At 39.6% G+C, this 13,609-nt stretch carries 14 protein-coding genes; 3 read left to right on the top strand and 11 right to left on the bottom strand.

The genetic code is table 11. The features are described from left to right. Positions 1 to 65: 65 nt before the first annotated feature. On the bottom strand, positions 66 to 1,271 hold the full coding sequence (locus tag H6731_04620; GenBank protein USN51696.1) for an MFS transporter: 1,206 nt from the start codon (positions 1,269 to 1,271) through the stop codon (positions 66 to 68). A gap of 180 nt (positions 1,272 to 1,451) precedes the next feature. On the opposite strand from H6731_04620, the gene H6731_04615 reads away from it, so the two are divergent. After that, the gene (locus H6731_04615; GenBank protein USN51695.1) at positions 1,452 to 2,168 is read left to right on the top strand and encodes a hypothetical protein; all 717 of its coding nucleotides are present in this window, start codon (positions 1,452 to 1,454) and stop codon (positions 2,166 to 2,168) included. A 16-nt stretch (positions 2,169 to 2,184) separates the two neighbouring features. On the opposite strand, the gene H6731_04610 is transcribed toward H6731_04615, so the two are convergent. The 3 genes from H6731_04610 to H6731_04600 all read right to left on the bottom strand — a co-directional run bounded on the left by H6731_04610 (position 2,185) and on the right by H6731_04600 (position 5,410). Continuing rightward, positions 2,185 to 2,580: a hypothetical protein gene (locus tag H6731_04610; GenBank protein USN51694.1), complete on the bottom strand. Its 396-nt coding sequence runs from the start codon at positions 2,578 to 2,580 to the stop codon at positions 2,185 to 2,187. A gap of 113 nt (positions 2,581 to 2,693) precedes the next feature. Then, positions 2,694 to 3,602, bottom strand: coding sequence for a hypothetical protein (locus H6731_04605; GenBank protein ID USN51693.1), 909 nt, complete (start codon positions 3,600 to 3,602; stop codon positions 2,694 to 2,696). A gap of 104 nt (positions 3,603 to 3,706) precedes the next feature. Beyond that, a complete protein-coding gene (locus H6731_04600; GenBank protein ID USN51692.1) occupies positions 3,707 to 5,410 on the bottom strand; it encodes a mechanosensitive ion channel family protein in 1,704 nt (567 codons plus the stop codon). A 241-nt stretch (positions 5,411 to 5,651) separates the two neighbouring features. Here H6731_04600 and H6731_04595 point away from each other — a divergent pair, with 241 nt between their 5' ends. Both H6731_04595 and H6731_04590 read left to right on the top strand, forming a co-directional pair. Beyond that, entirely contained in the window at positions 5,652 to 6,512 is an 861-nt protein-coding gene (locus H6731_04595) for an alkaline phosphatase family protein (protein ID USN51691.1), read from the top strand. A gap of 125 nt (positions 6,513 to 6,637) precedes the next feature. Then, on the top strand, positions 6,638 to 7,453 hold the full coding sequence (locus H6731_04590; GenBank protein USN51690.1) for an IS5 family transposase: 816 nt from the start codon (positions 6,638 to 6,640) through the stop codon (positions 7,451 to 7,453). 13 nt (positions 7,454 to 7,466) lie between these two features. On the opposite strand, the gene H6731_04585 is transcribed toward H6731_04590, so the two are convergent. From H6731_04585 to rpmG, 7 genes are all read right to left on the bottom strand, one after another. Then, positions 7,467 to 8,405, bottom strand: coding sequence for a hypothetical protein (locus tag H6731_04585; GenBank protein USN51689.1), 939 nt, complete (start codon positions 8,403 to 8,405; stop codon positions 7,467 to 7,469). 90 nt (positions 8,406 to 8,495) lie between these two features. Next, positions 8,496 to 8,864, bottom strand: a complete 369-nt coding sequence (locus tag H6731_04580; GenBank protein ID USN51688.1) for a sulfite exporter TauE/SafE family protein — start codon at positions 8,862 to 8,864, stop codon at positions 8,496 to 8,498. A gap of 81 nt (positions 8,865 to 8,945) precedes the next feature. After that, on the bottom strand, positions 8,946 to 9,818 hold the full coding sequence (gene lipA, locus H6731_04575; protein ID USN51687.1) for a lipoyl synthase: 873 nt from the start codon (positions 9,816 to 9,818) through the stop codon (positions 8,946 to 8,948). Continuing rightward, entirely contained in the window at positions 9,819 to 11,162 is a 1,344-nt protein-coding gene (locus H6731_04570; protein ID USN51686.1) for a 2-oxo acid dehydrogenase subunit E2, read from the bottom strand. A 38-nt stretch (positions 11,163 to 11,200) separates the two neighbouring features. Continuing rightward, positions 11,201 to 11,902, bottom strand: coding sequence for a lipoyl(octanoyl) transferase LipB (lipB, locus tag H6731_04565; GenBank protein USN51685.1), 702 nt, complete (start codon positions 11,900 to 11,902; stop codon positions 11,201 to 11,203). Beyond that, positions 11,895 to 13,289 carry a dihydrolipoyl dehydrogenase gene (gene lpdA / locus H6731_04560; protein ID USN51684.1) on the bottom strand — a complete coding sequence of 465 codons (1,395 nt, stop codon included), beginning with the start codon at positions 13,287 to 13,289 and terminating at the stop codon, positions 11,895 to 11,897. Before lpdA ends, lipB begins: the two co-directional genes overlap by 8 nt. A 101-nt stretch (positions 13,290 to 13,390) precedes the next feature. Further along, entirely contained in the window at positions 13,391 to 13,561 is a 171-nt protein-coding gene (rpmG, locus tag H6731_04555; protein ID USN51683.1) for a 50S ribosomal protein L33, read from the bottom strand. Between the last annotated feature and the right edge of the window lie 48 nt (positions 13,562 to 13,609).

Genomic DNA, 13,609 nt, shown 5'->3' with positions numbered 1-13,609 from the left:
GGCGATAGCGACCAAGCAAAAATAGATAATTTTCAAACTACTCTCTCAAGAAAGTTTTATTGTCTTTAATGGTGCAGAATTTTTTGCATTTTTTTTGCGTAATTTTTTTCATAGCTGATTATGCAAATGCCACAGATAAGCACGACAACAGTTGTAAGCAAGGCAAATGGAATTACCGTTTTGTCGTAGATTTTTCCGCTGATCCCTACAAAAATGGCTGTGAGCAAAAGTCGTGCACTGGTCAGCAAACTTGCGGCTATGCCTTTGATATCTTCAAGCCAGTGGATGCACTCATCAAAGTAGAGCGTCATGGTGAAATTTAAACCTACGGCAACGATCATCATGCATGCTGTCATAGCATAAGGATTTTTAGGAAAGAGCAAGGCTGAAAGGCAAAATAGAATTGCACCTAAAAAACTAAACCCAAGACCAGTTTTCTTAAAATCTTTGCCTAAGCGTTTAAATACTCGTTTGTAAGATAAGCTTGCCAGAACGAATGAACCCAATATTGCTGTTTGAAACCAGGGGAAAAATAATTTATCAACCTTGAGCTCCAACACAAAAAATACCGATATCAATGACAAAAAACCGATGTAGAGCGCAAAAAACAAACTGATATAGATAGAAGTTTGCCAAAAGGGTACACAAGTAAATGCACGTTTGAAATCTTTTATGAGGCTTAAAAAACTAAAATCTTTCCGCTGATCAGACTTTAAGGTTTCTCGGTAAAAGACAAGGCAAATAAATAAACTAAACCCCACAAACATAGTGATAGCTAAAAAGTTGGATTTAAATCCGTACTGATTATTTAAGTGAGCCCCCAGCATAGGAGCGGTGGCCATAATGATAGGAATGATAGTATTGAGCTGATTGATCGCCAGCATAGCTTTTTCTTTAGGAAAAGCATCAAATAAAATAGCTGTCCCCAAAGTAAAGCATCCTCCACTTCCAATACCTTGCAGCACTCTTCCCATCAACATGAGATTTAAATCTGTCACAAACAAGGTGATGAGACTTCCCAAAAAAAATAGTGACAAGGCAACAAGCAAAGGGAGTCGCCTGCCATAGGCATCAGATAAGGGCCCATAAAAAGGACATGAGATACAGATGCCAAAAAAATTCCAGGTCAATAAACCTTGGATAGCTTCTTCGGATGTATTAAAAAAAATCATCATGTCCGGGAAAGCTGGAAGATAAATATCTGTTTCAATGCAAGCAGCTATAAAAATAATAATGATCAAAGCTAGGTTGGAAAAATCTTTTCTGCTCATAACTATTCCATTTTAAAAATTTCTGTATCGTATCTGATAGTGACATGAAATTATGTTTAAATATAATTTTGTAAAATCTAAATTAGATTCCATTTTTATTTGTGTTGATATTTGTTTTTAATTGTTGGGTCAAAAATAAGTGAAATATGCAAACTTACAAATAGGGTTTTAAGATTAAAGATGAAAAAAATATTCTTTATTCTGATGTTTTTTTCCTGCTACCTATGCTCTTTTAGTAATGAAGAGGAGTGCTGTAGTGAATGTTCTGAGACTGAATCAGTTGACTCTGAGAACTATTGTGTAGAGTTAGAATCAGAGCCCGCGTTCGAAAATGTGACGCAGCAAATAAGAAAAAATCTTAATTATTATAAAGTTCAGATGGATGGCATAGAGCTTTTGTTAAGTCAATCTGTACTGTGTATCGGTACCGGGCGAGTTCAAAGGATTAACTTGCTGCATCCAATACCCACCATCATAAGAAAAAAGGATTTTTGTATTGACAGCAACTCAAGGCTACAAGCCGACTTTGTTATGGATGCTTTTTCGTTACGTGAAGTCAAAAAATTGCCTCAGGACAAATTCGCTTTTGTTTTTTTTGCTCACGTTGGAGTGGATGCTTTGTTTTTTGAAAATGCCATTTTAGTTGTTGAGGAATATCAAAAAAGATTGGTTGATGGTGGGTTTTTTATCTACAATTCTGAAGTTTCTAGCACACCAAATTTTACAAATCATTTGCAAGTTGAGCACAAAGTATCGAGCTTTGCGGATGCTAAAAAATATTGGAAAAAAATTCTTATTCAAGCAAAGTTTAAAAATATTTGCATCGTTTTAAAAGATGAAAAAGATTTTTGTGAAGAAGCTGTGTCTATATTGATAATAGCCCAAAAAGCATATTAATTTTTGAGATAAATAATTACTGGATAAATTGTTTTCGCATGCGCCAATGAATGAGAAAACTAAGCATAGAAACCAAAAAAATAATGCTTACGACCGCGATTTTTGTTTTGGCATTGTGTTGTTTTTCAAATAAAGCCTGTTGAAGCGATTGTTCGCGTTTGTTGGTGAGCTGCTTTCCACTGGGAAAAACAATGGGGTCTTTTTCGCGCGTGTAGACAAATCGATCGGAGTAGCAATCAGCATATTTTTCATCGTTTTGATGACACACAAGTTCATGGCCGGACAAAGTAAAATAAGGAAAAGCAACTTCAATACCAGACCAAAGGCCAACCATTATACTGATAGCCATAGCGATAGTTGCGATAAGACAAATTCCCAAGGCATAAAACTCGCCAAGTGTTTTTTTTAACATAAAATACCTTATTTTTATTAATCAGTATCTCAAAAGTAAATTTGCAATTTTAGATTTTTATAACACCAAGAAAACTAAATCCCAGTGAAGGATATTAGTTTTTCTTAAAAAAATTAGCTATGGCTTATGTGTTGCTCGCTTAGCAAATCATGTTCTTTAATTGTTTTTTCGCCTTTTTCTTTAAGTATGCTTAAAGCTAAAACATCTTTTTCAATAGTTTTGCAGATGTTATCCAAGGGCAGATGGCTGAGGTTATTTTTGGAGAATGGATTTTGCAGTTCTTTACCAATTTGATCGAGACCGAGAAGGGGATAGGCAACAAGCAAGGTAATAAAAGGCGTAGACCAACCCGCATCAAAAACAATTCCTACAGGAACGAGCAAAAGAAAAATAAATAAAAAACGGCGTGTTTTAATGGCATATGCGAGAGGCATTGGTGTTTTTAGGATACGTTCACATGCTCCCAAATAATCTATTAATTTTTTTCGTTCGACATCAAGTGTAAAAAAAGCCATAGGGCTTATCAATGCTTGTTTTTTCCAAGCTGATAAAATATTTGCCATTTCCCATGATATGAGTACTGCTGGACTCACGTTTTGAATGTTGCAGGTTCTAAAAGCAGGGTTTGCTCTGAGAATATCCTTGGTGGCAAAGGGAAAACGTACAATGAGTAAAAGAAATTTTTTAAGTAGAGAATTCCTTTGAGGAACGTAGCTCATACTTGCTATTGCTAAGTTACGACTTTGATTAACAATGCCACCCCAAAGCTTTCGTGCTTCCCACCAGCGTTCATATCCTGCGTTGGTTCGAAAGACGAGCAAAATTCCCAAAAATGCTCCACAAATTTCAAAGGGAGTTAAATCGAATTTGGGCAAAGGGAAAAAAAAATTATGGATAATTGTTATGCAGACTGAATAGGAAAAAAAAACTAAGAGCGGAAATAATATTTTTTTTGATGCCGAACCATTAAAGCTTAGTGCGCTGCGAAAAAATCCCGATCTCTCCTCTCTGTTTTCTGTCATATTTCCCTTTATGATTGATGAGGTTGGCTGTTAATTGTTTTTCGAAACTAACAGCCATTGGTTGTGCACCATCAAAGGAAATTTTATCGATCGTGCGATCGGAGTTAATTTTCTCCTGCGAAATATCCTTTGCCCAAACGAGGACCATGAGGAATAACATTCTCACCCTCTGGCCCGAATTGAGCAGCTATAGTTTTGAGCTCCTCTTTAGGTGGGTGAGCAATGGATTCTTTTTTGGCAGCTAATGCCATGGACTCAATGTGAAGAGACTGAGTCGGGAACGCAAAGCTGACACCCATTTTTTTGGCTAGGCGCACGATATCTAAATAGATTTCGTGCCGACCTCTAATTTCATCAGACCATTTTTTGACTTCCATGAAAAAATACACCTGAATTTTTAGAGAGAAATCTCCAAAAGCATTGAAACTCACTTCATAGAAATCTTTACGGCTTAATGGGTGGGCTTTGATGATGGCTCGTATACCGTTACAAAATGCTTCAATCAATTCTGGATCACTGTTATAGCTAATGCCAAGCTCTGCTACTGTGCGGCGGTACTTTCGAGCGCCCATATTATCAACGATTGAATCGGTAAATTTGCTATTGGGAACACTCACCAAAGAATTATAGAATGTACGAATTTTAGTTGAACGAAAGCCTACAGATTCTACCATGCCCTCTGTACCCGCTGATTTGACCCAGTCTCCAACTTGAAATGGTTTATCGGCAAAAATAGTGATGGAGCCAAATAGATTCGCTACTGTATCACGAGCTGCAAAAGAAAAAGCCAAACCACCAATGGTGACACCTGCAAGCAGGCTTGTGACGTCGACATTAAGATTTTGTAAAATAAAAAGAATTCCTACTACCAAAGTAATGATCTTAAGACCCCGGCGAAACAAAGGCACTAATTGATCATCAAGCTTGTTTTCAGTGCTCAATGCGCGTTGCATCATAAAAAATGCTAAAACATCAACACTGCGGTAGGCGAGAAGCACTACTGATACGCCTGCTCCCAAGCGTACAGCAACTAGTAGATAACGAGTAATATAAACATTGAAATCAAGGCCAGGAATAAAAAGAGCTATAACTAAAGCCATGGCCAAGTAACCAATTGGGGCGGAGGCCTCTTTGAGCATTTTTTCAAACTCTATGAGCTTAAATTTTAAGAAAATTTTCCCTGCTTGTCGGATAACAAAAACAGTGGTGATGGTTCGGATAGCTAATGCAAATAATACGAGCAATAATAGAAAAAATACCTGAGCCAAACTAAAGCCATGGATACCAAATAATTCTGTAGTGGCCCAATCAGGAACGAGTTTATAAAGTTTTTTCAGATCAAACCTGGTGGCTTGAGTGTAGAGCTCATCAATGGAGTCGAGAGAAGTTTTGGGGAAAATCCATCCTCGTTCAGTTTTTTCTAAGTAAATACTTTTAAGCCCTTGTGATAGAGCATAGCGATGTTGATTACTTTGAGCATCTCGATAATCGGGATCATCAGGAATTGCTTCAAGCTTTATCTCAATTCCATTTGCCCTGAGGACGTGCCTCAGATGCTCAGCCAATATGAGAAGTTCCGCATGAGAATGCTCAAAGGCATCAAAACATCGGATGCTATCTTTGCTGTCGCCATATACAAAAATTTTGAGGGCTGATTTTGGGGTAGAGCATCCCTTGCTAAATGAATTTTTTTTATATTTTTTTTCAACTTCTTTTTTAGGTTGTACAAGTCCAAGGCTTTCCAAGTAGCTCGTATCAGCTAACAAAGGTGTAGAACAAAAAAGTAATAAACAAAATATATATCGCATCTTTACTCCTGATGACTGAAAGAATTAACATTCACTGCCAATAAATCAATTTCTTGAATCACTAAAAATCAATTTCTTTTCTCTATTTGTTGGGAGCCTTTTGCATTGGCATCTAAAAAATAGGACATTTCTATTAATTAGAACTTAAAAAAGTGCATGATGTTGGTATTAAAAATAATAAAAAATATTTTTTCATGATTGCTAAATGTGACAGTATGAAGTCAAAAAAGGATATAGATGTATGAAGTGTATCACTGTGTTTTTTTTGGCCCTGTCATACAGCTTAGGCTTGTTGGCACGAAGCCCAATTATACTTGTCAGTATTGATGGTTTGCGTCCCGATGCTATTTATAGAACGCAGGCTAAGACATTAAAAAAATTAATTAATACAGGAAATTATTTTAGCCGTGCTATTACTATCAGGCCATCTATCACTTTGCCTTCCCATACATCAATGCTCACGGGAGTGTCTCCCAAAAAACATGGTATTGATTGGAACTCGTATCAGCCTGAACTTGGAGTTGTACAATATCCAACGGCTTTAGAGATTGCAAAAAATAATGGTTACAAAACAGCTATTTTTGCTGCCAAAGAAAAATTTTTACACCTCAAAAGAGAAAATGGTGTTGATCATTTTGAAGTGCTTGAGACGGATGGAATGAAAGTTGTCGATGCATTTAAAAAATATGTAGAGGCAAATGGTATAGCGGACGTAACTTTTATACATCTCCCTGATCCGGACAAATATGGTCATCAATTTGCTTGGATGTCTTTGTTGTATTTATGGGCGGTAAACTATGCCGATCAAGCCCTAGATAAGATCATAAAAATAGCAAGCAAGGCTTCAAAGGAACAAGCGACTTTCATTGTTATGGCTGATCATGGCGGTTTTGGTTTTAGTCATATGATGGATATACATTTGAACAATCACATTCCCTTTATCGTTAATGGACCGGATATTGCAGCAGAGATAAAAGTTAAAAAAGAGATTGTAACCTATGATACGGCAGCAACTATTCTTGATCTTTTACAACTGCCATTGCCAGATTATTTTGATGGAAAGCCTGTGCCGCTGGTTAAGGTGAACAAAAATCAGTGGTAGGGTCTAAGAATTTGAAAATAAATTAGGGGCTAGAATATCTGGCGGACTTAACTTCCTTAGAGGCTGTAAAAAAAATCAATTTGGCAATTCTGGTTCAATAAATGTCGCTGTGACGAAAGTATGACGTGAAAACCTTTTTGAAAGGAAATATCATGTCGTGCTTGTATGAGACCTGTTTGTCAGATTGTGCCTGGGAAGTGATTGAGCCACTTTTTCCTGCTAACGCCAAACGAGGCAGACGTCGTGTCTATAGCTTTCGGAGCATAGTTGATGCCATATTCTATGTTTTAAAGAACGGCTGTGTGTGGCGTTGTTTACCCAATGACTTTCCTCCTCACGGTATTGTCTATCACTATTTTCGCACCTGGTCTGTTTCTGGTTTGTGGGCGGTCTTAAACTGCATTCTCGTGGCAATAGTCAGAACCTGTGCTGGCAGAGATGCAAGCCCCTCACTTGTTTCCATCGACTCCCAATCACAGACAGCGGAACCAGGAGTAGATGAGCGTGGTTTGGATGGGGGAAAGAAGATTAATGGAAGAAAGCGCCACATCGTTGTTGATACGATGGGATTGATGCTCCTATGCATTTGTACCGCAGCAAATGTATCTGATAGGGTTGCCGGCGAGGAATTGGTTACTGAGCTCAATAAGCGCGAGAAGTTTCCCAGATTAGCGAAGATTCTTGGAGATAACGCATATAAGAATTTGTCTTCAGGCTTGAGAGTAGGCGTAAGCACAGAAACTGCGGAACGTTTAAAAGGGCAAAAGGGGTTTGTACCACAAATATTTCGTTGGGCCGTAGAACGAACTTTTGCTTGGCTGAATCGAAATAGGCGTCTGGTGCGTAACTATGAGAAGAATACAAAGCATCAGGAATCAATGAACTACATCGCTAATGCAAGATTATGTATCAGACGATTGGAAAATTGGCTTACCACCTGAGATTTGATTTTTTTTACAGCCTCTTAAGAGATCTCTTGTACAGCATGAAAATATTTTCTAGCCTCAGGGAGGAATTTCTGTTTAAGGCACCGTGCCATTTGTCTTCACTTGGCATTTGTCCTTTGAACCACCAGGCAAAATCAGGTCCGCTCGATGTCCATCCACTCTGGCTTGCTTCTTCAAGTTGATAGTGGTCAGCCCAAAACTCGATTCTTTGGTTATAGTGAGAGTATAGGCTGCTTTGAATGTGCAGGAGAAATCTACTTTTTTGTCCGGCTAAATTTTTTTCGATTAGGCTGAAAGTAAATTTATCAAATGGTCTTTGTATAACAAGCGAGTCGTAGTCTGCATTCGTTTTAAAGGCGAAGCCCACGTTGATTATAAGAGGTAAATTATTTGATAAAAACTCTTCATTCTTGGAAAGCAACTGATAAATGTTTAAAGGGTTGAGAAATTTATCCTCATTACCCGTACCTATACGTTCTCCGAGCATAATTTTTTTATTAATAAAAAAATTAATAGATTCCGAGCAAGACATATTTTTTAGTGAAGAGCTTGCAACAAGTGCTAAAAGCGCCTTGATATCATTAATACAAAATTCAACACCATTTTTTCTTACTGAGTGTTTGGGAGCATCAAACAAAATACTTGCTACAGATAAGCCATCGCCTAATCCAAACCACCAATAAGGTGAAAAATTTTTATCAAATGGATAATGATAAAATTCTTTTTCTACTGTTACTGAATTAGTGCCAAACGCCTGGTCATATTTATGTAGTACGCTATTTGTTGCGTAAAGATTAGTGAGGGGAGAGCCACCAGCTTTACTTTCTTGGTATCGTATTTTGTTGCGGTACCATTTAATAGGCTTAGTTTCATACTGAAAAATTACTTCATGCGCATGTGTATTTATGCACAGAACTGAAAGCAATAGTAAAAATATTAGGCTCATGGAAAAGGCTCAGTAAAAAAGATCGCAATTGAATAAATAATAATTCAGTGAGAAAAATTCCTACTTTTTCTTGAGCAAACCACAATTGTGTCATTTGTTCATAAAAAAGAGCATTTTTAAGGAGATAAATAAAAGCAGTAGAGCAAAGCCTTTTTGGAGATATTCTTGACTAAGATGGTTTGAAATACGTGCTCCTACTGCTCCACCTATGATAAAACCCAAAGCAATGAACAATGAGGCCGCAATATTGACGTGGCCGCTTTTATAATAGACGTATGCGGCAAAGAGTCCAACAGGGGGAATAAGTGCTGCTAGAGTAGTGCCTTGGGCCATGTGTTGAGTAAAACCAAAAACCAGTACCAAGGCTGGAACCAAAATAATTCCACCTCCGATCCCAACAATTCCCCCTAAGATTCCTGCTGCAAGCCCCAAACAGATCAAAGCGATAGATGTAGCCATAAAAAAATGCCTATGATTTGTAGTGAACACACATCAGACGCGCGAGACTCACCGATCATTATCTTTTAAATGAAGAAAATTTTATTTTACTCCTCGCTCTGCATGATAGCTTGAACGAACAAGAGGGCCGCTTTCCACATGAGAAAACCCTAGATCGCGAGCAAAATTCGCCAAGTATGTAAATTCTTCGGGCGAGGCGTAGCGATCTAAAGGATGATGCCATTGGGTAGGACGTAAATATTGACCGATGGTGAGCTGATCGCAGTTGTGGGCTTTTAAATCTTGGAGAGTAACTTTTACTTCATCGATATTTTCACCAAGACCAAGCATGATACCGCTTTTAGTTTGAATTGTGGGATCAAGTTCCTTAGCGGTCTTTAAAAGGAGAAGGGAACGATCGTATTGGGCACCAGAGCGAATTTTTGGCGTTAAGCGGCGTATCGTTTCAAGATTATGGTTAAAAATATTTGGTTTTTCATCGATAACAATTTTTAGGCATTCTTTATTGCCTAAAAAATCGGGAACTAGAACTTCGGTCGACATATGGGGAGCATGCTCGCGCAGTAATTTTAGACAGCGGGCAAATTGTTGTGCTCCTCCATCAGCAAGATCATCACGGGATACTGAGGTGATAACCACGTGTTTTAAGTTCATAGCAATCGCAGATTTTAGTAAACGCTCTGGCTCGTTGAGATCGACTGGGCCAGGGCGTAATTTGGATTGCACATTACAAAAACGGCACGCCCTTGTGCATTGATTACCTAAAATCATAAAAGTTGCGGTGCCAATATTCCAGCATTCGCCAATATTGGGGCAAGCGGCTGAAGAACATACGGTGTTAAGACGTTCTTTGACCAACAGGCGAGAAAGCTCTTGATAGCGCTCGCCCGTAGGAGCTCTAACCCGCAGCCAAGAAGGGCGCTCTAAGGATTGCGTAGTTGTGCATGTGCTCATTTATGGAGTTGCCGTCCAGTTTTCTAAAGTGTTTTTTAAATCTGCCATGAATATATCTGCGGTCGCACCGTCGATCAGGCGGTGATCAAAAGATAGTCCCAAAAGTCCCATGCGCCTGATGGCGATCACGTCGGTGCCATCAACCTCTAATACTCTTGCCTGTTTGCTGATTTGTCCAACACCTAAAATCGCTACTTGGGGTTGGTTGATGATTGGGGTTCCGATCAATGCTCCATAGTTTCCAGGGTTGGTGATGGTGAAAGTTCCACCTGAAAGCTCATCGGGTTTAATTTTTCTAGCCCGGACACGCTGACTCAAGTCAGCAATTGTGTGGGCAAGTCCTCTTAGATTTTGTTTATCCGCATGTTTGATTACTGGTACCATGAGTCCTGGTTCTGGATTTTCGATCGATACAGCTATGCCAAGATGAATATCTTTCTTAAAGATAATAGAATCTTTGGTCAGGCTTGCGTTGATGTAGGGATGACGCTTCAGCACTTGGCACACAGCTGCGGTTAAAAAAGTGGTGTAGGTAAGAGATACCTGCTCATCTTTTTTGAACTGATCTTTGTGAGCCATGCGTACTTTATCGATAGCCGTGTAATCGATCTCAAAAAAAGTTGTTACGTGGGCACTGGTAGCGCGAGAGGCAAGCATATTCTCAATAATTACTCGACGCATGGTGGAGATGGGTTTGCTTAGCTGACGATCGCTTGCAATAATTTCTCCCTGCAAGGCGCTATAAGGAGCTTGGTTGCTCACTGCTTGAGTTTGAGGAAGAGCATTGCTTGGCGCTTTGTTTCCTCTTGTGCTCAGGTAATCGAGAATATCTTTTTTCGATACGCGTCCGCCGTGGCCGCTTCCATTAATGGATGCCAATTCATTTTCCTGAACACCATGCTCAGATGCAATGCGTCGAACAAGAGGCGAAAAAAAATTTGACATAGTATTGGCTGAAGTGCCAAGGATTATAGAGTCTTCACCTGCTTGAGTTGAAGTTACTTGAGTTTCTGATAACGAAGGCGTAGGAGGAGCACTAGAAGGAAGCTTATCTACTGGGCTCTTTTTATCTTCAACTATGGCGGTATTAGCGCTTGCTTTTTCATTCGCCTGACCAACCTGTCCTAACACGGTGCCTACTGCTACAGTTTGTCCCTGATCAACGGTAATGCTGAGGAGTACCCCAGCACTTGGCGAAGGAATTTCAGCCTCAACTTTATCCGTGGAAATCAGTAAAATATTTTCGTCTTTTTTTACTTCATCACCAGGTTTTTTGAGCCATTTAACGATTGTTCCTTCTGCGATTGATTCACCAAGCTGCGGCATAATTATGTTATCAGCCATATCGAGAGCCCCTATAAAAATCCGCCATTCTGGAAAGCTTAGCTATGCCAAAAGAGCGTTTTAGAAAATTGTCGTGCGATGTTGCTTGCCAGCTTCGTTAACACAACGGAAACATCTGGCCAAGAAAGTTGTTGCTCTAAAAAGGCTTCCTTAAGCGTGGCAACATCTCGATCCTTAAGACCGCAAGGAATAATATGCTTTGTAAATTTTTTGGCATCGATGCTTGTGTTGAGGGCAAATCCATGTTTAGTGACCCCCTGACTTAATCCAACGCCGATAGCGACGAGTTTTTTTAATTTTTTTTGTCTAAGCCAAATGCCTGCAAAGCCAGGAATAGTCATAGCATTTTTTAGTCCCAACTCTTCTAAACTTTTGAGCAGAGCATATTCAAGGCTACGCATGTAATATTCAATGTGAGCAAGGCTGTCATAGCAGTTGGAACTCAATTTCATGATCGGGTAGCCAACAATTTGTCCTGGCCCATGAAACGTAGCATCACCACCGCGATCAGCCTCAAAAAATTCGATACCATCATCTTTGATGCTATCAATGGAACTTATTAAACTTCGAGTTTTATGTTGCCGCGTTATGGTAATCACTGGATTGTGCTCCAGCAACAATAATTGATCTGGAATCTCATCACATGCTCTTTGCTGGTGCAAAGCTCCCATCAACCTAAGACTCGCTTCGTAGGGTTGATGGGTTCCCAAATAACGTACCTCAAGAACAGAGCTAGCCATGAATAGCTTGATCGACTGCATTGAGAGCAGCCTCGTAGATTGCTTCGTAAAGAGTTGGGTGAGCGTGAACTGTAGCAGCAATGTCGTCGATAGTTGCTTCCATTTGCATGGCAAAAGCAGGTTCTGCTAGAAGCTCAGTAGCTTGCGGACCTATGATGTGAACACCTAAAATTTCACCATATTTTTTATCAGTGATAAATTTTACGAAACCGCGATTTTTTAACAAAATGCCAGCTTTGCCATTTCTCATGAAATCAAATTTGCTGACTTTAAAGTCAAGTCCTCGCTCTTGGGCTTGTTCCTCTGTAAGCCCAGCCCAAGCAACAGGAGGCTCAGAGTATACACAAGAAGGGGTATGTTCATAGTTAAGCGCAGTAGGATTAAGTCCTGCCATTTTTTCTACCGCAATGACACCTTCTTTAGAAGCGATGTGTGCAAGCCAAGGCGTATTTACGCAATCACCGATGGCATAAATATTTTCCTCGGTGCTTCTCATAAAGCCATCAACGACCACGAAACCTCGTTCAAGTTGCACCTGAGTGTTTTCGAGACCCATGCCTTCAGTGAGTGGTATGCGACCTATGGATATCAATACATAATCGCTATCGATCTGTAATGAAGCTCCATTTTCATCGCTAAAAGTCACATGAGCTTGTTCAGACTTATTCGATACCTTAGACACGCGTGCATTGACATAGAAATTGACACCTTGCTTTTCTAGCTGTGTCTGAAGTTCTTTAGAACAGGCATGATCGGCTGGTGCAAGTGGCCTAGGCATGGCCTCAATAATGTTCACCTTAGTACCAAAGCGGCTGAAGATAGAAGCAAACTCGATACCGATGACTCCACCACCGATGATGGTGAGCGAGCCAGGGATCTGTTTTAATTCTAAGATAGTGTCGGAGTTTAAAATTCGCGGTGAAGCTTTGGTATTGGGGAAATCACGCGGTTTTGAACCAACAGCAAGCAAAATATTTTTGCAGCTAATGCTTTGCGTTTCTTTTTCGTTTTTTATGACTACGGTATTTTTATCTTTCAAGGAGCCAAAGCCGTTAAAGACATCAATCTTTTTGCTTTTCATCAGGTGAGCGACACCGCCAGCATTAGAGTTGATAATCCGAGCTTTATATTTTTGTATTTCACTCCAATCGACTTCTACGCCGGCAGTTTTAATACCGATCCGAGGAGCGTGTTTGATTTCGTCAAAAGTATCTGCGGCATGAAGCAAGGCTTTTGTGGGAATACAGCCGCGATGAAGGCAAGTGCCTCCAAGGCTTGGATCTTTTTCCACCACAGCCGTCTTTAAACCTAGCGAGGCCGCTCTTGCAGCGGCAACATAGCCACCAGGCCCTGCACCAATCACTACGAGGTCATACTGCTTCGTCATCACATCCCCCTGAGGGCTAGAGTTGAATCGGTGTAGCAGCTGCAAGATACTAAGTTTGCAGCTTATTGAAGTGTTTGCTCGGGCAAGCTTATATTGAGAAGTTACTTAAGTTTTACTTCCTTAAAAGGAGCGTGTTTGCGAGCTTTAGGATCGTATTTATTGATTTCAATCTTGTCCTTGGTTGTTTGCTTGTTTTTGACTGTCACATAAAAATAACCAGTACCAAGAGTGGACTCAAGTTTAATCAATTCTCGTTTGCCTTTTTTAGCCATAACTTAACCTCATAAAATTATTCACCACCACTTATTGCCTGTATTATT

The organism is Myxococcales bacterium (genome assembly GCA_023898405.1).
Taxonomy (GTDB): Bacteria; Myxococcota; UBA727; order UBA727; family JABDBI01.
The sequence above is the reverse complement of the archived record's forward strand: the minus strand, read 5'-3'. Positions and strand labels throughout refer to the sequence as shown.

Coding starts and splice junctions, on each gene's coding strand:
- H6731_04615 (USN51695.1), top strand. CDS start 1,452: ATGAAAAAAATATTCTTTATTCTGATGTTTTTTTCCTGCTACCTATGC.
- H6731_04580 (USN51688.1), bottom strand. CDS start 8,864: ATGGCTACATCTATCGCTTTGATCTGTTTGGGGCTTGCAGCAGGAATC.
- rpmG (USN51683.1), bottom strand. CDS start 13,561: ATGGCTAAAAAAGGCAAACGAGAATTGATTAAACTTGAGTCCACTCTT.
- H6731_04620 (USN51696.1), bottom strand. CDS start 1,271: ATGAGCAGAAAAGATTTTTCCAACCTAGCTTTGATCATTATTATTTTT.
- lipB (USN51685.1), bottom strand. CDS start 11,902: ATGGCTAGCTCTGTTCTTGAGGTACGTTATTTGGGAACCCATCAACCC.
- H6731_04595 (USN51691.1), top strand. CDS start 5,652: ATGAAGTGTATCACTGTGTTTTTTTTGGCCCTGTCATACAGCTTAGGC.
- lipA (USN51687.1), bottom strand. CDS start 9,818: ATGAGCACATGCACAACTACGCAATCCTTAGAGCGCCCTTCTTGGCTG.
- lpdA (USN51684.1), bottom strand. CDS start 13,289: ATGACGAAGCAGTATGACCTCGTAGTGATTGGTGCAGGGCCTGGTGGC.
- H6731_04600 (USN51692.1), bottom strand. CDS start 5,410: ATGCGATATATATTTTGTTTATTACTTTTTTGTTCTACACCTTTGTTA.
- H6731_04585 (USN51689.1), bottom strand. CDS start 8,405: ATGAGCCTAATATTTTTACTATTGCTTTCAGTTCTGTGCATAAATACA.
- H6731_04570 (USN51686.1), bottom strand. CDS start 11,162: ATGGCTGATAACATAATTATGCCGCAGCTTGGTGAATCAATCGCAGAA.
- H6731_04605 (USN51693.1), bottom strand. CDS start 3,602: ATGACAGAAAACAGAGAGGAGAGATCGGGATTTTTTCGCAGCGCACTA.
- H6731_04610 (USN51694.1), bottom strand. CDS start 2,580: ATGTTAAAAAAAACACTTGGCGAGTTTTATGCCTTGGGAATTTGTCTT.